Origin of the sequence: Streptomyces coeruleofuscus (assembly GCF_039532725.1) — a bacterium.
Classification (GTDB): domain Bacteria; phylum Actinomycetota; class Actinomycetes; order Streptomycetales; family Streptomycetaceae; genus Streptomyces; species Streptomyces coeruleofuscus.
This window is the reverse complement of record NZ_BAAASE010000017.1, coordinates 98,986-117,022: the sequence shown is the minus strand read 5'-3', so window position 1 is coordinate 117,022 and position 18,037 is coordinate 98,986. Positions and strand designations below refer to the sequence as shown.

At 68.1% G+C, this 18,037-nt stretch carries 18 protein-coding genes and 1 CRISPR repeat array; of the genes, 3 read left to right on the top strand and 15 right to left on the bottom strand.

Annotated features, from left to right (window positions below):
• Window positions 1-470: 470 nt before the first annotated feature.
• The 3 genes from ABFX81_RS40630 to ABFX81_RS40620 all read right to left on the bottom strand — a co-directional run bounded on the left by ABFX81_RS40630 (window position 471) and on the right by ABFX81_RS40620 (window position 2,533).
• A complete protein-coding gene (locus ABFX81_RS40630) occupies window positions 471-1,187 on the bottom strand; it encodes a helix-turn-helix domain-containing protein (protein WP_346139548.1) in 717 nt (238 codons plus the stop codon).
• A gap of 10 nt (window positions 1,188-1,197) precedes the next feature.
• Window positions 1,198-1,497, bottom strand: a complete 300-nt coding sequence (locus ABFX81_RS40625; RefSeq protein ID WP_086843353.1) for a hypothetical protein — start codon at window positions 1,495-1,497, stop codon at window positions 1,198-1,200.
• A gap of 862 nt (window positions 1,498-2,359) precedes the next feature.
• A complete protein-coding gene (locus ABFX81_RS40620) occupies window positions 2,360-2,533 on the bottom strand; it encodes a hypothetical protein (protein ID WP_346139546.1) in 174 nt (57 codons plus the stop codon).
• Window positions 2,534-3,162: 629 nt separating this feature from the next.
• On the opposite strand from ABFX81_RS40620, the gene ABFX81_RS40615 reads away from it, so the two are divergent.
• Window positions 3,163-3,792 carry a hypothetical protein gene (locus ABFX81_RS40615; RefSeq protein ID WP_346139544.1) on the top strand — a complete coding sequence of 210 codons (630 nt, stop codon included), beginning with the start codon at window positions 3,163-3,165 and terminating at the stop codon, window positions 3,790-3,792.
• A 271-nt stretch (window positions 3,793-4,063) separates the two neighbouring features.
• On the opposite strand, the gene ABFX81_RS40610 is transcribed toward ABFX81_RS40615, so the two are convergent.
• The 4 genes from ABFX81_RS40610 to ABFX81_RS40595 all read right to left on the bottom strand — a co-directional run bounded on the left by ABFX81_RS40610 (window position 4,064) and on the right by ABFX81_RS40595 (window position 5,923).
• On the bottom strand, window positions 4,064-4,318 hold the full coding sequence (locus ABFX81_RS40610; protein ID WP_086843349.1) for a hypothetical protein: 255 nt from the start codon (window positions 4,316-4,318) through the stop codon (window positions 4,064-4,066).
• 181 nt (window positions 4,319-4,499) lie between these two features.
• Window positions 4,500-4,847 (bottom strand): TetR family transcriptional regulator C-terminal domain-containing protein, encoded by a 348-nt coding sequence (locus tag ABFX81_RS40605; protein ID WP_346139542.1) that lies wholly within the window; start codon window positions 4,845-4,847, stop codon window positions 4,500-4,502.
• Window positions 4,848-4,877: 30 nt separating this feature from the next.
• Window positions 4,878-5,135, bottom strand: a complete 258-nt coding sequence (locus ABFX81_RS40600; RefSeq protein ID WP_346139541.1) for a site-specific integrase — start codon at window positions 5,133-5,135, stop codon at window positions 4,878-4,880.
• A gap of 440 nt (window positions 5,136-5,575) precedes the next feature.
• The gene (locus tag ABFX81_RS40595) at window positions 5,576-5,923 is read right to left on the bottom strand and encodes a site-specific integrase (RefSeq protein ID WP_346139540.1); all 348 of its coding nucleotides are present in this window, start codon (window positions 5,921-5,923) and stop codon (window positions 5,576-5,578) included.
• Window positions 5,924-6,657: 734 nt separating this feature from the next.
• On the opposite strand from ABFX81_RS40595, the gene ABFX81_RS40590 reads away from it, so the two are divergent.
• A complete protein-coding gene (locus ABFX81_RS40590) occupies window positions 6,658-7,224 on the top strand; it encodes a hypothetical protein (protein WP_086843347.1) in 567 nt (188 codons plus the stop codon).
• 66 nt (window positions 7,225-7,290) lie between these two features.
• Here the strand turns inward: ABFX81_RS40590 and ABFX81_RS40585 are convergent, their stop codons facing one another.
• The 6 genes from ABFX81_RS40585 to ABFX81_RS40560 form a co-directional block, all read right to left on the bottom strand.
• Window positions 7,291-7,539 (bottom strand): site-specific integrase, encoded by a 249-nt coding sequence (locus ABFX81_RS40585; protein WP_346139538.1) that lies wholly within the window; start codon window positions 7,537-7,539, stop codon window positions 7,291-7,293.
• 9 nt (window positions 7,540-7,548) lie between these two features.
• Entirely contained in the window at window positions 7,549-8,340 is a 792-nt protein-coding gene (locus ABFX81_RS40580; RefSeq protein WP_346139537.1) for an integrase, read from the bottom strand.
• 158 nt (window positions 8,341-8,498) lie between these two features.
• Window positions 8,499-9,077: a hypothetical protein gene (locus ABFX81_RS40575; protein WP_086843345.1), complete on the bottom strand. Its 579-nt coding sequence runs from the start codon at window positions 9,075-9,077 to the stop codon at window positions 8,499-8,501.
• 920 nt (window positions 9,078-9,997) lie between these two features.
• Window positions 9,998-10,600, bottom strand: a complete 603-nt coding sequence (locus tag ABFX81_RS40570) for a hypothetical protein (protein WP_346139535.1) — start codon at window positions 10,598-10,600, stop codon at window positions 9,998-10,000.
• A gap of 277 nt (window positions 10,601-10,877) precedes the next feature.
• The gene (locus ABFX81_RS40565) at window positions 10,878-12,812 is read right to left on the bottom strand and encodes an SsgA family sporulation/cell division regulator (RefSeq protein ID WP_086843337.1); all 1,935 of its coding nucleotides are present in this window, start codon (window positions 12,810-12,812) and stop codon (window positions 10,878-10,880) included.
• Window positions 12,809-13,624 (bottom strand): RNA polymerase sigma factor, encoded by an 816-nt coding sequence (locus tag ABFX81_RS40560; protein WP_346139533.1) that lies wholly within the window; start codon window positions 13,622-13,624, stop codon window positions 12,809-12,811. Before ABFX81_RS40560 ends, ABFX81_RS40565 begins: the two co-directional genes overlap by 4 nt.
• A 254-nt stretch (window positions 13,625-13,878) precedes the next feature.
• Here ABFX81_RS40560 and ABFX81_RS42335 point away from each other — a divergent pair, with 254 nt between their 5' ends.
• Window positions 13,879-14,238 (top strand): hypothetical protein, encoded by a 360-nt coding sequence (locus ABFX81_RS42335; RefSeq protein WP_428837265.1) that lies wholly within the window; start codon window positions 13,879-13,881, stop codon window positions 14,236-14,238.
• 1,298 nt (window positions 14,239-15,536) lie between these two features.
• Window positions 15,537-16,725: a CRISPR direct-repeat array (repeat unit 29 nt; unit sequence CGGAACACCCCCGCATCGGCGGGGAGGAC).
• A 17-nt stretch (window positions 16,726-16,742) separates the two neighbouring features.
• Here ABFX81_RS42335 and cas2e read toward each other — a convergent pair.
• Together cas2e and cas1e are read right to left on the bottom strand one after the other, a co-directional pair.
• Window positions 16,743-17,060, bottom strand: coding sequence for a type I-E CRISPR-associated endoribonuclease Cas2e (gene cas2e, locus ABFX81_RS40555; RefSeq protein ID WP_086854587.1), 318 nt, complete (start codon window positions 17,058-17,060; stop codon window positions 16,743-16,745).
• Window positions 17,060-18,013 carry a type I-E CRISPR-associated endonuclease Cas1e gene (gene cas1e / locus ABFX81_RS40550; protein ID WP_086854588.1) on the bottom strand — a complete coding sequence of 318 codons (954 nt, stop codon included), beginning with the start codon at window positions 18,011-18,013 and terminating at the stop codon, window positions 17,060-17,062. Before cas1e ends, cas2e begins: the two co-directional genes overlap by 1 nt.
• Window positions 18,014-18,037 lie beyond the last annotated feature (24 nt).

Here is an 18,037-nt window from a genome sequence, read left to right as displayed (position 1 = left end):
CCCGCGGAGCGGGTGCCACATCGCTGCGCGATGTGCAAGCGCAACCCCCCCCGCTACGCGGGGGGGGTTGCGCTCACGCTCCGCGTGAGCGCCGCTGCTCGCTGCGCGAGCAGCCCACTCGCCTTGCTGCGCAAGGCGGGTGACGCTCCGTCCGCTGCGCTCCCGGAGCAGCGGGGCCGCTGGCCCCGCAAGGCGGCTTCCGCTGCGCTCCAGCCACCGGCCGCGCCCGCTGCGCGGGACGGCCAACGGGCCTACGGCCCGAGCAGTAAGGCGGAGAGGGCGGCCGGGGTCGGTGACCCTGCATCAGGTGATGCACTATGTACCCTTTGGCAGAACCAGCCCAACCCCTTGCTTCAAACTGAAGGCCCAGATGAACTCTGGAACCGCCCCCGCCCCCCGGGGAAAGCCCCATTTGAATAATGTATCGGCACCCCGGTGATTTATAAACCGGGGTGCCGATTGCAAGTGATCTATGCCGCCCGTTTATCTTCTTTTTCACGCAGAGCAGTAACCGTAGCAAGGTCTTTGCTTTCAGCCTGCTGAACCAGTTCCTGGTGGAATTTCATCCACTTATCGAGATTCTTAGACCGCGCTGGATCTTCTCGGAGGGATCGGACGGCGGCGGCAAGCCACGATGCGAGTTCCGCTTCGTCTGTCACGTAACACGCTTTCAGAAAGGCGATGGCCTGTTGAGGGTCGACGGGGAGAGCGTCCCCGTCGATGATCCGTCGGGTGGTGGTCCTCGGCAGCACGCCCGGCCCGGACATCCGCTCCATCTCGCCGGGCGTGGGGTAGCCGATCCACACGTGTTGGTGCCGCAAGGCCCTCAGGAAGCCTGCCGTGTCGGAGATCAGTGTCGGGTCGGGGGCCCGACGAACGTAGTAGGGCGCGCGGGTCGCCCGGCGTGCCCGGATCCAGAGTTCGCGGCCGCTGATCAGGGCAAATTGCGGGCCAAGGCCATCTCTCTCGGTGGTGGTCGTGATGATGAACATCCTGACGGTCTCCATGGAGGGCACGATGGCGCCAGAGGCGGCGCGCTCGAAGGTGGCCTCCGAGGGTTGGCCGCCCACCGCTTTGGCCATCTGCCGGTAGGTCAGGCCGGCCGTGTTCTTGCGGTCGCGCAGGAAGTCCGCGAGCTGTGCGCGCTCCGGAACAGCACGGTCGACGGGGTTCTCGGAGCGTCCCATGACGGCCACCTCAGTTCCCGGCGCTGAAGTACGCGCGGACGAGCCGGCCCAGTCGGCCGCCACCGCGGCCTCCACTCACGACCAAGGCCACGACCGCCACGCCGATGCCGCCGGCGCCCGCCAGGAGCAGCAGGACGTCCTCGACGCTCATCCCGCCGGGGGCAAGGAAAGCGGCGGTAACGATGACCGCGATGATGACCAGTGCGTGCGGCATGCCGAACCGGCCGCTCGTTGTGGTGCTGATGGGGGTGTCGGACAGCGGCGGCTCGATGGTCGCAGCGCTCGCCCTGGTGATGGGTTTCTTGCCCATGAGGCTCTCCCTAACCACCGTCCGGCGACCAGGAGATCGCCGGACGGTGCTACTTGGCTCCAACCGGAAGTCCGTGCTGCGCGGTCTAGGGGAGTTGGCGCTCCCTACGCGCAGGTGGACTGCTGAGGAAAGCTTCCCAGCCCGTAGAGCACTCCTGAGGGTGAGTCAGACGATTTCCTCACCACTGAACCAAAGATTGTGGGACGGCAGGGATGCCCCTGTGAATGGCGTGCGTCGCACTCAACAAGCGTTTTGGAAGCGGAACGGCCGCAAACAGTGCAGGTCACAGCGCTGCACGGAGCCATACCATCAGCTGGCGACAGTCGCCCCAGGGGGGTTGCAAACATGGCGCAGGTCGTTGCAGGTCACAGGGCTCTGCGTGACGCAGCAAAGCGCAAGCAAGAAAAACAAACAGGCGCAGGACGCTGACCTGCATTGATTCAATTCCGTACCCCTCAAACTGATAATGATCATGGTTCTGGAGGCAGACTCTTCATCACAAGCCATCTCTACTTAGGTAGAGCTGACTTGGCCCTGATTGCTACTGGCTCCAACCGGCGCACCAGGGACATGGGGTCAGGTGTTGGCGCACCTCCCCCGCATTGTGAAGCCGATCGCCTTGCCCATTTCGGGCAGGCATCGGCTTCACCAGCGTCTACGTCTGTGAAATCGACTTCCAGACCGTGGGCGCGGCGCCCTCCGTCACCCGTGCCGGGCAAAACCGAGCGCCTGGTGGAACTGTGGGGCGGTCGGCGTGCCCGGTACCTGGCGTCAAACCATCGTCGGAGCGCAGCCCTTAGCTCAACCTGCTGCCGCCGTGCGGGGGCCAAGGCTTCCCACTGCCCCGGTCCCCGCGCCAGGCTCACCGGGAGAGGATCGCGCCGACCAGAGCAGCCATCACTGTCACGGCGCCGAACGCAGCACCGAGCGGTTGGCTCCAAGCGGGGTGGCGGTGCACGACGTAGGCGGTGCCGGCCGCGAGCAGCACCACGACGACGACCAGGAGCAGCGCGACGAGCAGAGCGAGCGTGGACACGAACGAGTTCCCCCTAGGGATCGGGCACGCCGGGGCGGGGCGTGCAGGTAGTTGGGCGGTGGAGCAGGGGTTGCGTGGTCTTCCATGCCAGCACCGGTTGGACCTGTTGGAGTTGAAGCAGCTGTTGTCAATCGGCCCGACCGTAAATTGCCCGGGAGGGCGGCGCCATGGTCTTCGGCGCGGGGGTTAGCCCCGCAACCATCGAGCCAACCGCGTCTGCGGGCCGCTGAGAATCCCGTCGAGGACGCGAACCCAATGCACGTGATGCAAGATCGGCAGCCTCGCTGACCCTTTGGTGGACTAGCCGTCGGTAGACCGCCCGTGGGGGCCCGCCCAAGCGTTGCCGTGCCTCCATGGGTGCCTCGATGGCCCGTGCACTGCGAGCACGGGGGGGGAGGAGGGGGAAGTCGGCCCGCTTCCGCGCGACCTCATGGCAGACGGTGCGACGTGTCAGGAGTCCGCAGATCGCACGACCACCTCGGGGCATGCTGCGCAGGACGTCAAAGCTCATAGCCTGCGCGCCTCCCCATGCCCGCCTTCGTGCTGCAGCAGTATGAAGATGCAGCCTCGCTGCCGATGCGCAACGCGGGTGCTGTGGTGCCTGGCACTACGGAACGAACGGAGCTGCAATGTCGGAGGCTGGCGAGCCGCGTTATCAAGCAGCCTGGGTGCCCTACGCACCAGATCGCGACCTGGGAGAGGCCGTTGCCCTGGCCGCCGGATGGACAGACTCGCAGTGCGAGCCAGGAACGGTCTGGGCATTCCTGACTAGCGGCTTCAACGTCGATGCCGATCAAGTGCCGGGACTTGCCCGCTTCACCAGCCGGTACCGGCAGACCACACCGAAAGCGGGGAACCCTCCGCGCGGGCCACTGATGGCCTACCTGCCTGACCTGCGGATGATGTGCACGGCTCATCGGCTCGCCCAGGAAACGTCCGTAGCTGTCGTCGAGGCGGGCGATGTCGCGTTGTCCGGATGGGCAGCCATGGCCCGCGCCGTGGACCTGACACACCCGAACGTCCCGCCTGTCGGCCTTGACCCTCAACTGGCTGAAGCTATTGAGCAGCTGCACTTCTACGGGCACAACGCCTACAGCGATGATTTCGGGCGCGCCCGCGCCAAGGACATCCTCGTCGGCCTGCACAGGAACGCGCTACTCGACCGGGCATTCATCCTGTCCGCTCTGCTGGCCCGGGGAGCTTCGCTCGCCGCCCTGGAGGATCTCGGAAAACTGATCGGATCTGTGGGAAGCCAGTGACGGTACTTGCGCTGCCACGCCACCTCCAGCGCCCATCCGCCAATTGAAGCGCGCAGTCACACTTAGCGTGCCGAAGCACGATGGCTGTCACCACAGCGGCGCTCCGAGCCACTATTTTCAACCAGGGGGGTACCGTAGTTGTCACCAGATCGGCAGGCTACTTGTCACTAGCGGCGCGGACCGCGTGGTGGTTGTCACCCGCCGCAAGCGCTGCCAGCGCGAGCTGTGCTCGATGGCGGGCGCACGCCCAGAACCAAGTCCTCTAGTCGTCCTATGAACTCTTTTTGATCAAGTACTCGACGGCGTTGTTCCAGCGCTGCGAGGGGTTGGGCAACTGCTCGCCGCGCAGGTTGGCGCCTAGAGACTTCAGTACCTCGATGTAGGTCATGGCTACCAGTCGTTCCGGGCCGGTGTAGCCGAGTGGGATCCGCAGGTCGTCCGCATGAATGATGAGAGCGATAGACCCTGTCAGCCGGTTGCGGAGCTCCTCATCCCGGAAGACCAACGCAGCGACCTCGGTTCCCACGAGGAGGCCCGAGACATCTACGCGCCAGTTCCGGGCGGCCAAGGGGGGCTACTGCTGGCCTGCTGCGCCGCGCCGATCCACTCCATCACTCCAGTCTGTGCGACGTCTTGTCCCGTTCCGTGGAACAGGCGCAGGCTGCCCGTCGTTGTCCGGCGATCGGGTGGCCCTGTCGATGCCTTGGCTACTCGTGTGCGTCGACGATGCCGGTGAGGGCGCGTAGACCCGCGACGATTTCAGAGGCGTCGGGAGCCTGGTCGGGGTCGGTGAGCCACTGCGTCATCAGACCGGTGAACAGGGCCATCTGCGCGGCGCCCAGGGTGCGGGTGGCGGTGTCGCCGACCTCGTCCTCGGGTGTGCCGAGCAGCAGCGCGGCCAGACCCTGGCGGCCCTGGGCCTGACTTCCGGCCAGGTAGCGGCGCAGATCGTCGGAGTGTTCCGCCTGGAGCAGGGCTTCGAGCGTGGCCAGCCACAGCGTCCGGTCGTCCTGGAAGGACTTGATGATCTCCGCCCACATCGCCTCGTAGCGCACGGCCGGGCTGCTTCCGGCTTCGCCGTGGGCCTACAGCACGCCGTGCAGGGCGTTTTCCTTGAAGCCGTCATCTTCCTCGCGGTAGCGGCGCATGACCTTGGAGCCGGGGGCACATCCGCCCTGCTTCTCCGCCACGGCGTCGGGGTTGCCGGTGGGGGAGGACTCGGTGACCAGTCCGCGGCGGGGGCTGTGCCCGGTGGGCCGGATGTCGAGTTCGGCGCGGGCGCCGATGCGGGTGAGGACGTCGCCGACCGACTCCGGGGCCAGTCCGCCCTGCGCGACCGTCACGCAAGGTAACGGAATAGAGCAGACCGTTACTGAGGGTGGGCTTTCTAGAGAAACTTCTCCTTTTACCGTCCCATCGGAGGTAACCAATCGAGTGCGCCGTGTCTTCGCCGGAGGCGGACCTCGACCCCGTCGGACCAGGGAGCCTTCCTCATGGACCAGATGTACATATTCCTGGCGTGCGTGCTCGGCCATGTAGCGCACGCCTACTATCCCGCCCTCCTTACAGCGGCACGGCCGGGTTGGACCTCGAACTTTGGTACGTGGCGGGCCTTCGGTGCACGTGTCGCCACAGGCTCCATGGTCGGGGTACTGACTCTCCCGCTTGTTCTTGCGTACGTCAGCTCGCCAGCCGGAATGCGGTTCCTCTTCGCGGGCATCGTCGGGTGGAGTATCCGCGGCCTGATCATGCCCGCCCTCGCCTGTACATGCATGAGGGGCCCTTAAGCTCCTCTCCGGTGGTGCCGCCGGGTGCGCGCCGGATGACCGCCGTCCGTCCGATCCTCGGTAGCGCCTTCGTTACAGCACGCCGTGCAGGGCATTTCCTTGAAGCCGTCGTCTTCCTCGCGGTAGCGGCGCATGACCTTGGAGCCGGGGGCACATCCGCCCTGGCGCTCGGCGACGGCGTCGGGGTTGCCGGCGCGGGAGGACTCGGTGACCAGGTCGCGGCAGGGGCTGTGGCCGGTGGGCCGGATGTCGAGCTGGGCGGGGGCGCCGATCCGGGTCAGGATGTCGCCGATGGTCACGGGGTCGAGCCCGCGCTGCAGGACGGTCTTCCATCGGTTGTGCACGGCCCGGTAGGCGACGAGTCGGGGTCGACGTCTTCGCCGAGTTCGGCCTTCCTGCGGCGCCAGGCCCGTACCGGGCACAGGTGGGCCCGGGAGCCGAAGGGCACTTCGACCGTGCGCGGCGCCACCTTGGAGTCCCGGACGTCCACGATGAGCCCGCGGCCCTCGGGGTCCTCAGCGATGTCGCGCACCCTGAGGTAGGCCAGCTCGTGCTCGCGGCCGGCGCGAAGTGCAGCGTCATCAGTGACAGGTCCCGGATTCCGAACCGGTTGGGCGGCAGGGTGGCGGCGATTTTCTCCATGTGCCGCACGAGCAGCGCGGGCGCCGGGCCGCGTCCACGGCGCTCCCCCGCCTTCTCCATCTGGCCTCCTCGGCGACGTCCTCGGCCAGCTGCAGCTTGTGCTGCCGGCGGGCGGTGACGACGACGCCGGACAGGCGGCGGTCGATGGTGGAGGGCGCGGTGAGACTGGCCGACTTTCGGCCGGGCTTCGGCGGCCGGGCGGGCTGGTGCCAGCACCATTCGACGAACGCGACCAACGTGCCGGAGCGGACGGCGGCCGGGGGCAGGTCCTCCTCGGCGCAGAACCTGAGCGGCGCGGGTGGCGGGCCGCAGGCCCCGGTCCCACGGCTCTCGGGCCCCTTCCGGCTCTGGGAGTGACGGCCCCGGCTGGAGGGCCCGGTGATGCTGCTCGGCCGGGCTCCACACCCTCATACTGAAGGGATAGAAGGTGATCAGAATGCGAACCCGGAACCTTATCGTCACGGCAGCCAGTGCGGCGGTTCTGGCCGTGGGAGGGGTTACCGCGTGCGGCGGCACCCCTGCTCAGGACAAGGCGGACCTCCCCGTGACTACGACGGCGGACCTCCCCGTGACTACGACAGAGGAACAGCCCACTCGTCAGTCTCCCCCGACGCTCCGCGTCGGTGAGACCGTTACGGCCTATTACCAGCCCACGTATGACGAGCCAGATCAGCCGGTCAAGGTCACCTTGAAGGACCTGGCCGAGGTAGCTAACGAAACACCCGGAAAAACGAGCTACGCGATGACATTCCGCGTAGAGAACACGGGTACGGCCACGTTCCTCCCCTCACTTCTGGATGGAGGCACGTGGGAGAGCGAGGACGGCCGGTTGGTTGACTCCGTGAGTGTGGTAGGCCACGAATACGAGGACTTCGTCCAAGAGATCCCGCCCGGCAAGTACGCCATCGGCACGTCGGTTGTGGAAGTCCCGGAAGGCAAGGGAACGCTCCACTTTACGGACACGGGCACATCGCCCATGTTCGACGTGCCACTGGACAGCTGAGCGCCCAGTTCCGCCCGCGATCCGGAACTTTAAGGAACAGACCAACCCACCGCCACCAAGAGCGTCCTACAGCACTCCGAGCAGGGCGTTGTCCTCCCACTGGTCGACGACTTCGAGGTAGCTGGCGAGGACCTTGGAGTGCGGGGCCCAGCCACCCTGCTTGGCGATGACGATCTGGTCGTGGCCCTTCAGCCGGGAGGAGGTGGCGAGCCCGCGGCGGGGGCTGTGGCCGGTGAAGCGGATCTCGATTCCGGCGCGTTCGCCGGCGCGGGTGACGACGTCGCCGATCGCCGCGGGCTGCAGGCCGCCCTCCATGACGGTGTGTCAGCGGTTGTGCAGGCGGCGCCAGGCGTATCCGTCCGGGTCGGTGAGGCCGGCAGCCTCCTTCCACGCCTGCCAGGCCCGGACCGGGCAGATCGACGGCCGGGATCCGTAGGGGACCGGGACGACGCGGGGCCGGACCTTGGACACGCGCAGGTCGGCCTGGATGCCGCCGGGGGTCTCGGCGTAGTCGCGCACCCGGTTGAAGGCGAGTTCGTGCTCGCGGCCGGCGACGGCGAAGTGCATGAGCACCAGGGCGCGGTCGCGGATGCCCCTGAGGTTGTCGGGGCAGGCGGCGCTGATCTTCACTAGGTGCTCGACGAGGAGCGGCGGGGCCTGGCCCCGGCCGCGGGTCTCCCCCTTCTCCTCCATCTCCTTCACCAGCTGCTTGAGCCGGTTGCGGGCGAGTCGGGCGACGCCGTCCTCCAGCCGCACGCCGTGCTCGGCGCGGGCGGACACTACGGTGCCGGAGATCCGGCGGTCGATGGTCGACGGCGCGGTGCACGTCCCCTTCTTCCCGCCGGGCTGGGTCCACAGCCACTCGACGAACATCACCAGCGTGCTGGGGGTGATGGCGAGCACCGGCACGCCGGAGGCGGCGCAGAACTTCGTCCAGCTCGCCCAGTCCTGGGCGTAGCTTCTGCGGGTGCTCGACGGGCGGCCGTCGGCGATGGTGCGCACGGCCTGGCGGTCGATGTGGTCGAGTGCGGCCCGGGTTGCGGTGTCGTACTGCTCCGGCCGGGCCGGTGCCGCGGGGATGACGAGCGGTTCGACCGTGTTCTGACCATCCGACATGCGACGCCCCGTTCACCGGATTTGAGCACTTCCATGGAACCTCGATATGGGGCGCTTATCCGGAGTCCAGGGCGGTGCCGCTAGCAGACGCCGTATGAACTGTTCCTTTGATGTGCTCTTGGAATCCACTGACCCCTACGTCAGCAAGGGATGGCCCGTCATCGACTGCGGCCGTTGAGATGGTCGCGAGCGCCCACCACGAAAGCCTCCACTACGTTGGTGAGAGCGACGTGGCGAGGCACGATCTCGGAAAGCGGGGGAAGGCGAAGATGGTGTGGTGCCCCGTGGCCAGAGAGCGACAGCATCCTGGCCAAGGGAAGCAAGGGATGACAGACGATATTGAGGACGCTGGCGGCGTGGGAGACGACGGACTCGGCGAGTTCCGCGACGTGCTTCGGCCCTTCGAGCTCCACGACGATGTAGGCATCCTTAAGGGGCCTATTGTCGGCCTTGCTGCGCAGCTCAGCGGCTCGCGCCCCCGCCCTGCCAATCAGTTGGGACGGGTCTTGCCCCGCCGCGCGGATGACGACTCCGTCCTGTGGATGCGTGGATGCTTGGAAGGCTCGGGCGGCCTTGGCAAAGGCGGCGTAAGCGTCGCGCTGGTGCTCTCGTCGTACAGCATCGACAGGTCCTTGGTGGGCTCCCCGGGCCTGCGCGCGCCCGGCTGCGTAAGCGGCCGTGGCGGCGATGATGGCCGTAGGGGCGGCGATGAGAGCGGCGACCACGGTGGAGTCCATGACGTGCCATCGTGCCGGACAACGAGAGGGCCCGTGGCAGTGTTGGCAACTCGCGCCCTATGGGGCGGCTCGGCCCGGCAGGGAGCGCTTGCGCCCCTCAGGGTCCGGTGATGGCGGCACTACCCACGTGGGGCGTCGGCCCTCGGATCTCCGCACTCCGAGCCGTCCGCCTTGTCTCACCTGCGGGGGTTCGGGCGATGCTCCCAGCCTTGGGACGTCCCGACTCCAAAGGGTCGGCCGACCACACCTAACACATCCTTAGCCTGCACCGGACAAAGACCAGGACAACGAACCGGACAGGGCCAAGATCTCAGTTCAGACCCGAGGACGACGCCGACGACTGCTGTCACTGCCTGGTGGCCGCCGGCTAGACGCTTCGATGGCCAGCTACGCCCTGTTCAGCGATTCTTTCGCAGCCTGAAGGAAGGCCGAAGAAAATTCTATGTAGCGCGACTCCAGCTCAGCACTGTGGGCGCGAGAGGGCGGAAACTTTTGGGTGATCTGCACCAGCTCGTATCCGACGCTGGCTACTGATGCGGGGCCCTCGATGTTCACCAACGAGGCTGCTCGCAACAAGGCTGCGCGGTCTTCAGACCCATGACGATGCAGGATGGCCACGTCCTCCGCCGCCCTGAGGAGGTCGACGTACGCCTGCCTTCTTCGGTCAGCGGCGGCAGTACGTCTCTGCTCATCTAGGGTGGCTTGCACGGTGTGGAGAAGCGCGTCTGCCTGGCGATCGCCAGCATGCTTTGCCGCTGCTGCTTGCCGATGGCCAGCGCTTCGGGTGAACCAACCGGTGACGATGCTGCCCGCCAGGGCTGAGCCTGAAGCGATCATCGAGACCGGGACCGAGTCATACCGCCTCGCTCACACCAAGGCACAGCAGCAGCTCAAGGCTGTCTGAACCCGATCCGCTGACGTCAGCCGCTCGGGGCCTCGAAGGTCTGCACGGCGGTCCGGTATGCCTCCTGACTGGGCCGAGCAGGGTTGATCAGGACCACGAAGTCCGGCAGGGCCCCTGGCACGGGCCGCCCGTCCTCGTCCTGGCTGCCAGGTTCGGCCTGCCAGTCGATCAAATGGACGATCACAGCATGGCGGCCCTCGGGCACGGGGCACTCGATCACGTCGTCCGAGCCGTCTGCGCTGACGTCTTCAATGCCGCCCACGAGTGCACGACCGCGGGAAACGAAGAGGTAGGGCTGGGAGGCCACCAGTTGGTGGGCTGTCTCGCGCTCGGTCAACCGGGCCGGCGCGTCGGCAGTGCCCGAGCGGACCAGAACCCCGAAAGCGCCGTCTCCGCCGACGTTGAGCGGGACCAAAGCACCTGCCTGGATGTGGCGGACGACGTCCTCGTCCTTCAGGAGCTCTGCCTGCGATGTACCGCCGTCGTGGCAGTGAGCCGCCTGTGCATATACCGCTTCATGACAGCCTCCAGGCCCCGAAAGACCACCACACGTCAGCGACGAGCCCGCCCGGCATCGCCAGCCACCAGCAGAGAACAGCGCTCCCGGGCCGACCGCCACTGACACGCTCCCGCTGACACGAAGCCGACACATCGCAGGCTGGAGGACGGCACGGAGATCAAGCTGGGGGTGTTCCTGAGCAACAGCAAGAGCAGGCGCGCCAAGCTGAGCGCCGACAAACTCGCTGCGCTGGCCGACCTAGGACTCGACTGGGCAGCGGCGTAGCCACCCATCTGGCGGGGCCGTTCCGGCCCCGCCAGGCGGCGGTCAGGTGGGTAGTCGTCTTGAATCACCCAAGCTGGTCAGCAGTGAGGTGCGCTCCGGGCTCGTACGGCATCTAGTCCCTTGGCCTCGGCCAAATGATGTCGGCAAGTTCGCGTTCCCTCCCGTCGAGAGCGCAGGTACCCAAGGTCTTTGCCGAGCCTTGTGCCAGCGGGTGGCTGGCGTCGAGGAATGCCTCGATGTCCTCGCGTGCCGCAGACAGCAGCGCTGTGCCCTCTGGTGACCTCAAGCGAATGAAGACGCGTTGCCGGCCGCTTGCCTCGTCCGCTGAAGGCCACACGATGACGTCACCGATTCCCACACTCTCGTGCAGGCCGTCGACGAGCAGCTCGCGGGCGAAGAGCCATTCCGTTTCCTCGTCGGTTCCGTGGTTGAAGACAGCTGTGACCGCATATGGATCCGCAGTGCGGTAGACCAGCCGGACGGCAAGGCGCTGCCCCTTGTCCTGTTCGGTGCGGTGCAGACGCATCCAGATCCGAGCAAGCTGCTGGTGCCCGTCACTGTCCTTCCTGCTCCAAAGTCTGGGTTGGCCGGCGGCTTCAATAGCGACGGTCTGCCCATCCTCCTGCCGATAGTCGGCCGTGAGGTCGGTGGCTTTCCTCGGTAGCAGCAGGCTGGCGCCCGGACGCGGCGCATAAGCGTCCAGGTCGGGCAGAGGCGGCGGCTGGGCCGGGATGGCCTGCCGGTGCGCCGGATTCAGATCAACCGCGAGGTCGGCAGCCACCAGAAGGCAGGCCGGATCCATTGCCGTATTCGGTTGTGCATCCGCCCCTGGTCGCGGCATGCCCGCAAGAGCTGTTTGACCAGCGGTGAACGGCAGACCTGTGACATGCGCAGCTGGCGGTCGGGCAGCCAAGTCGGACAGGAGCCAGTGCGCAGCGTCGTGAGGGGGAAGATCGACGTGCTCTTCCCAGGGTCGTGAGTCCTTCCCGCCGTTCGGCCACTGGAGCAGGCCGCGCAAAGGTGCGGGCTGCGGTGAGTACAGCAGGTCGGTCAGGCCTGCCGGGGCCAGCCCACGCTTCTCGCCAGTGCTCGTGCCGCCGGACCGGCTGACGCTGTGTGTGACCGTGCTGAAGGAATTATTCGCTTTCCCGGCATCCCACATCCTGGCGGCATGCTGGCATACGACAAGGGCCGCGTCGAGGTCTACTTCTTGCTGCCATGCCTGGACCAAGCGGCTCAGCCGGATTCGCGCCGCGTGAGCAGCAAGTGGGTGGTCACGATGTTGTGCCAAAAGGGTCCAGCCGCACTCTTGCGCGGTCACGGCGCCGCTATCGGCCAGTTCACCGGAGAGTGTTAGCGCCCATTGGGGCTCGAGTTCGGACGCTTCTTCAGCAAGCGTGCGCGCACTATCGTGGTCAGCGAAGAGATAGGCCGCGCGTGCGGTCGGCTCCGGTGCGGTGGTTGCTTGCAGCAGCGCGAGTGCGACGTGTGCCTGGCTCGTTCCGAAGGCGCAGCGTGGCGCATGCGCTGTGATGTGCCAGCCGACGGATCGTAGGTCGCGCAGCCGCCGGTCGATCAGCGGGCTGAGCGCCGTTTTCGATGGTGTCTGGGTGCACAGCAATGACCTCATGGCGTGTGCAGTGAGGATGACATCTTCTGGCCTACTGCCGCGCATGGGCCTGCCGCTGCCGCTGAGGTCTAGGAGAGCGTGAGCAGTACGCCAGTGGCCGCGTGCGGAAAAGCCAAGCCACGCGAGCAACCTGCCGGCCATGGCTTGGTACACGAGAGCGTCGTCGAAGCGGGTGCGTTCGCCGTCGTCGCTGTCCCCGGACACAGCCAGCTCCTCGTCCGGCTCGCCGACGTTCCCGCAATGAGTGCTGCTGGTGGGGTCTGCGACGGCGGCGGCGTGCAGTTGCCGCTGGGCGTCGTCGGGAATGGTCTCGTCCAGGGCCCGCACGCGGGGGGCGCGCAGGCTGGAGGCGGCCATCAGGGCGGCGAACTCGTCGTCAGCGGTGGCAGGCATCGTGTCGTCCTTGTGAACACTCATCGTGCTCCCTCCTCCCCCGGCCGGGCCTGGTGCAGGCCACTGACCAAAACCTTGGTGCGGGCGCGGGCCAGGCGCCGCTCAAGTGCCTTAGGCGTCAGACCGACCTTGGCGGCCGCCTCGGCATGGGTGTAGCCCAGAGTCACCCAGCCCAGCGCCTCGCGCAGCTGCTCGTCGGGCAGCAGCGGGCGCATGCGGTTGATGTGGTCCCGCGTCGCTGCGGTGTATGCGGGGTCGGTGGCGCGCTGGTCGGGGATGTCGTGCTGGGCGAGGAGGACGTCGTCGGTGTCGGCGGTGCGGTGGTCGAGTTCAGCCTGCCCGAGGTGGTGGGCCTTGTACCAGCGGATATAGACGGGACGGAAGGCCAGGACGGCAGCGCCGACGAAGTAGGTGGTCAGGCTGGCGCCGCCGTCGGGGCTCCATTTGCCGCGCACCAGCCCGTGCTCCCGGAAGAGGGTGCTGCCCTTGAGGACGGTGTCGGTGACGACCTGGGTGCGGTCCTCATACGCCCACACCTCGGGCATCATGGCCGGCGACACGGGACGGCCCATGCGGGCGGTGCGCTTGAAGATGTGGCCGCTTGCGCTCCAGCTGCTCAGCGTACGCCAGCCGTAGGCCATCAGCTCGGTGATGAACTGCTGGTAGTGGGGGCCTTCGAAGCCGGAGCGGCGCAGGAACGCGACGAGTGCAGCGTCATGGCCAGGAAGCTGGGCCCGCGTCGCAGCGTCCTCGCCCGCCTCCGCGGCGAGCACCTCCTCCAGGGCGCGCAGCTCCTGGTTCGTATCAGCGGCCGGCACGTGCAGGCTCTGCGTCATGGTGTGGGGTCCGCGCCCCTCGCACGATCCATCCGGCACATCCGCTCCCTAGCCCTCGCCAGCCCCAGCGGGCCCCCGTTCTGCCCCTTGCGTCACACAGGTCATAGGCGCGGCTCATGCCTCTCCCCCCTGCCCACCACCATAAAAAAAATGTGACGTGCGCCACACGGGGGGAGCGGATGTGGACGTCCCCTACACCCTCAACAACCGGCCACTGCACCAGCGGTGACCACCCGTCAGAGGAAGGCACGTCCATGAACACCAGCCCCACTACCGGCCAGGGCCACAGCCAGAACACCGCGCACCCCACCACCGTCGGCACGGGCGCGGGAACGCCGCAGGCACACCCTGCCGACTACGCCCCGCAGGCCATACCGCACTCCCAGCCCCCGCAAAGCCCCCACCCGCCCCAACCCCAGCCCCCCATCGGCGGCGGCCCCACCGCGCTGCTCGGACTGCGCAGCGCCATCATCCTCATGCTCGGCGTCCTGGTCGGCACCGGTGCCGGCATCCTCACCTACATCGCCCAGCACAACGCCGCCACCGCCATCCTCGCCGGCGGCGCCTCCTTCGCCGGCGCCGTGCTGTTCTTCCACACCATCATCGCCACCTGAACCACCCCACCGCAGCGCCCTCGTGATGAGGGCGCCGCGGTCCGGCCGCCTCTGCCCAGGGGCAACAGCGGCGCCGGAACACCCCCACGTCGGCAGGGAGGACGCCGAGATGATCCGCCACCCGTTCGCCCGCTACGGAACACCCCCGCGTCGGCGAGGAAGACGACGCGGGCGGCGAGCAGGTCGAGGGCAGCCTCGGAACACCCCCGCGTCAGCGAGGAGGACTTGGCCTGCAGCCAGCGGCGCAGCTTCGCGCGCGGAACACCCCCGCGCGGGGAGGACACCGGCCAGTGCGAAGGCGACTGCCTGACCCTCGGAACACCCCCGCGGCAGCGGGGGGGGCACAGCCTCATGTCCGTATCCGGTTCACAGAACATCGGAACACCCCCGCGTCGGCGGGGAGGACGAGGTCTCTCCCGGGGCGTAGCGGCGGCCGTTCGGAACACCCCCGCGTCGGCGGGGAGGACGCCCCGCTGCTTAGCCCCTCGGGCTCAACAGCGGAACACCCCCGCATCGGCGGGGAGGACTGCCGCCCCCGCGTGTGCACGAGCGCCTGCCGCGGAACACCCCCGCGTCGGCGGGGAGGACGACGGCGCGCACCGCCATCGGCAACCCACTGACCTGGGGCGGAACACCCCCGCGTCGGCGGGGAGGACGGCGCGCAGGCGCGAGACCCCGGGTTTTGGGACGGAACACCCCCGCGTCGGCGGGGAGGACGCCTTGTCGGTGGCGGACTCGCCGCCGGCGTACGGAACACCCCCGCATCGGCGGGGAGGACCACAGCAGGCCGTTCCCGGCGTCGCAGACGTGCGGAACACCCCCGCATCGGCGGGGAGGACCAGTCTCAACGGTCCTGCGTGAACGACTCAGTCGGAACACCCCAGCATCGGCGGGGAGGACTCGTACCCGGCGTTCCCCAGCAGCTCGACCGCCGGAACACCCCCGGATCGGCGGGGAGGACCCCGGGCCGTACCGGTGGGTGGGGTGCTGGCACGGAACACCCTCGCGTCGGCGGGGAGGACACGCTGGTGAGCTGCTTCTCGTAGGCGAGGAGCGGAACACCCCCTCATCGGCGGGGAGGGCCGCTTCCTCCTCGTCACCGCCAGCCTCGGCGCCGGAACACCCCCGCATCGGCGGGGAGGGCCTGCTCTTCGTCTACCCGCTGGATGGACGCTCCGGAACACCCCCGCATCGGCGGGAAGGACTGCCTCGTGATCGGCACCCAGTGCGCGACCGTCGGAACACCCCTGCGTTGGCGGGAGGACACCATGATCCGGCAATCGTCAAGATCGAGTCTCGGAGACGACCCCCGCGTCGGCGGGGAGGACCAGCACAGCGGGTTGCCGCCGGACCCGTACTTCGGAACACCCCCGCGTCAGCGGGGAGGACCCCGGCGCCGGCCTGACCCACCACTGCGACGGCGGAACACCCCCGCATCGGCGGGGAGGACTCGACGATCTTGTTTTTCAGCGCGCCGAGCATCGGAACACCCCCGCATCGGCGGGGAGGACCCCCCTGACGCCGACACTCTCCACGTACACCGCGGCACACCCCCGCATCGGCGGGGAGGACGATGGCGGCCTTCTCGCCGAGCGTCAGCTTCACGGAACACCCCCGCATCGGCGGGGAGGACCGCTCCTCCGCCAGGCGCGCCCGGTCCTTCGCCGGAACACCCCCGCATCGGCGGGGAGGACTTCAACGGCCGGCACATCGCCTCCGTCTCCGTCGGAACACCCCCGCATCGGCGGGGAGGACCCGGCGGGCAGGGCGGGGACGTTGACGCCCAGCGGAACACCCCCGCATCGGCGGGGAGGACTGCACGCGGAAGCTGTCGGTGGCCATGTCCATCGGAACACCCCCGCATCGGCGGGGAGGACGTTCCCTGGGGGATGCCCAGCCGCTTGGCGGCCGGAACACCCCCGCATCGGCGGGGAGGACGCCCACCACGCCGCCGCCCTGCTCCCGTTCCTCGGAACACCCCCGCATCGGCGGGGAGGACGCCCGGAGAAAGTCGTCTTCAACCGGGGCCGTAGGAACACCCCCGCATCGGCGGGGAGGACCGAGGCCGCGTGAAGGCGCTGTGACCGTCCGGCGGAACACCCCCGCATCGGCGGGGAGGACGTCGGTGATCCTCTGGAGGAGTTCGTGGAGGGCGGAACACCCCCGCATCGGCGGGGAGGACCCGAAGACCCGCCCCTGCACGCCCGCTATCGGCGGAACACCCCCGCATCGGCGGGGAGGACCAGCGGCGGCAGGTGTGCCAGGCGGTGTGCGTCGGAACACCCCCGCATCGGCGGGGAGGACCGGGTCGGGGCGGTGGTCGGCTACTCGCCGTGCGGAACACCCCCGCATCGGCGGGGAGGACCCACGCGCTACTGACAATGGGCTGGGAGTTGGCGGAACACCCCCGCATCGGCGGGGAGGACTCGTCTGCCGCCCTGGTCTGCGCGGACGCCTTCGGAACACCCCCGCATCGGCGGGGAGGACCCTTTCTGACCTGCACTTCAGCAGGGGTTTTGCGTTTCCTTTACCTTCGGTGCAGCGGTCATGCGGATCAGGGTGAGGCCGTCGAAGTCGACGGGGGCCCGGCGGCGGATTCCTGCGGTGCGGATGGCGTAGCCCTGTTCTGTGGCGGCGGGGTGGATGAGGATGGCGGCGCCGTTGCCCACGACTTCGGTGACGGCGTGCCAGAGTTCGTCGCGGACGCGGGCTGAGACGCTGCCGACGAAGATGCCGGGCACTACTTCGCTGGTCCATCGGCTGAGGGCGCCGCGTAGGTGGTCGGGGACCGCGGTTGTGGCGATGACGACCATGGAGGGCATCAGGTGCCTCCATGGGCGTAGTTGACGCCTGCTGGGAGGACTCCGGTTTTGGGGTCCCAGAGGTGGACCATCCGCACGTCATGCCGTTCGGAGCGTTCCTCGTCGGTGTCGTCGCCAGCTGTGGTCGCCTGAGTGTGGGGCGGGGTCAGTAGGGACTGGACGTCCTGGACGATGCGGGGCAGGAGGCGCAGGAGTCGGAGGTTTTCGCGGAAGCGGCGGCGGGCTTCTTGTTCGGGGTTGTCGCAGTTGTGGAGGGCGAAGGCGAGGGGGAGTGTGATGTCGGCTTTGTAGAGGTCGGCAATGTCGTAGACGAAGGCGTGCTGGGTGCCGGTGTGGACGTAGCCCAGGGCTGGGGAAAGTCCGAGGGCGAGCAGGGCGGCGTGGACGACGCCGTACAGACAGGTGTTGGCAGCGGAGAGGGCGAGGTTGACGGGGTCCTGGGTGTCCCATTGGTCGGGCCGGTAGTTGCGGCGGAAGCGTCCGATGCCGTGCTGCTGCGCGAGGATCTTGTAGAAGGCCTTCATGCGCTGGCCTTCCATCCCGCGAAGCTGGTCCAGGGTGACGGATTCGGGTACGTCGGCGTCCTTGAAGCGCATCCGGTACATGCGGACGGCGACGTCGAGGCGCCGTGCTGGGTCGGCCCACATCGCGACCTGTTGTTCGAGCCAGTGCGTGGTGAGGGAGTCGGGGAGGATGCCCGCGTAGGCGCGGACGCCGCCCGCTCCCACGGAGACAACGCTCGTGCCGTGGCGGGCGAGGGTAGCCAGGGCCGGGGTGGTGATGGACACGCCTGGGCCGAGGAGCAGGCAGGACAGAGCGGCGGTGGGGATGTAGACGAGGTCGGTGCGGTGTTCGTCGATCTGGATCTGCGCGCACACTCCGGTGTCGTCCTGTACCACCCTGACCATGTCCAGGTAGAGGAAGGACAGGGAGTCCGCGACGCGGGGGAGCATGGCCAGGGTAGGTGCGGCGAGGCG

Excerpts from the sequence above, each read along its gene's own strand:
- ABFX81_RS40630 (WP_346139548.1), bottom strand. The coding sequence starts at position 1,187 with ATGGGACGCTCCGAGAACCCCGTCGACCGTGCTGTTCCGGAGCGCGCA.
- ABFX81_RS40625 (WP_086843353.1), bottom strand. The coding sequence starts at position 1,497 with ATGGGCAAGAAACCCATCACCAGGGCGAGCGCTGCGACCATCGAGCCG.
- ABFX81_RS40615 (WP_346139544.1), top strand. The coding sequence starts at position 3,163 with ATGTCGGAGGCTGGCGAGCCGCGTTATCAAGCAGCCTGGGTGCCCTAC.
- ABFX81_RS40590 (WP_086843347.1), top strand. The coding sequence starts at position 6,658 with ATGCGAACCCGGAACCTTATCGTCACGGCAGCCAGTGCGGCGGTTCTG.
- ABFX81_RS40585 (WP_346139538.1), bottom strand. The coding sequence starts at position 7,539 with ATGGAGGGCGGCCTGCAGCCCGCGGCGATCGGCGACGTCGTCACCCGC.
- ABFX81_RS40580 (WP_346139537.1), bottom strand. The coding sequence starts at position 8,340 with ATGTCGGATGGTCAGAACACGGTCGAACCGCTCGTCATCCCCGCGGCA.
- ABFX81_RS40575 (WP_086843345.1), bottom strand. The coding sequence starts at position 9,077 with ATGGACTCCACCGTGGTCGCCGCTCTCATCGCCGCCCCTACGGCCATC.
- ABFX81_RS40565 (WP_086843337.1), bottom strand. The coding sequence starts at position 12,812 with ATGAGTGTTCACAAGGACGACACGATGCCTGCCACCGCTGACGACGAG.
- ABFX81_RS40560 (WP_346139533.1), bottom strand. The coding sequence starts at position 13,624 with ATGACGCAGAGCCTGCACGTGCCGGCCGCTGATACGAACCAGGAGCTG.
- ABFX81_RS42335 (WP_428837265.1), top strand. The coding sequence starts at position 13,879 with ATGAACACCAGCCCCACTACCGGCCAGGGCCACAGCCAGAACACCGCG.
- cas2e (WP_086854587.1), bottom strand. The coding sequence starts at position 17,060 with ATGCCCTCCATGGTCGTCATCGCCACAACCGCGGTCCCCGACCACCTA.
- cas1e (WP_086854588.1), bottom strand. The coding sequence starts at position 18,013 with ATGCTCCCCCGCGTCGCGGACTCCCTGTCCTTCCTCTACCTGGACATG.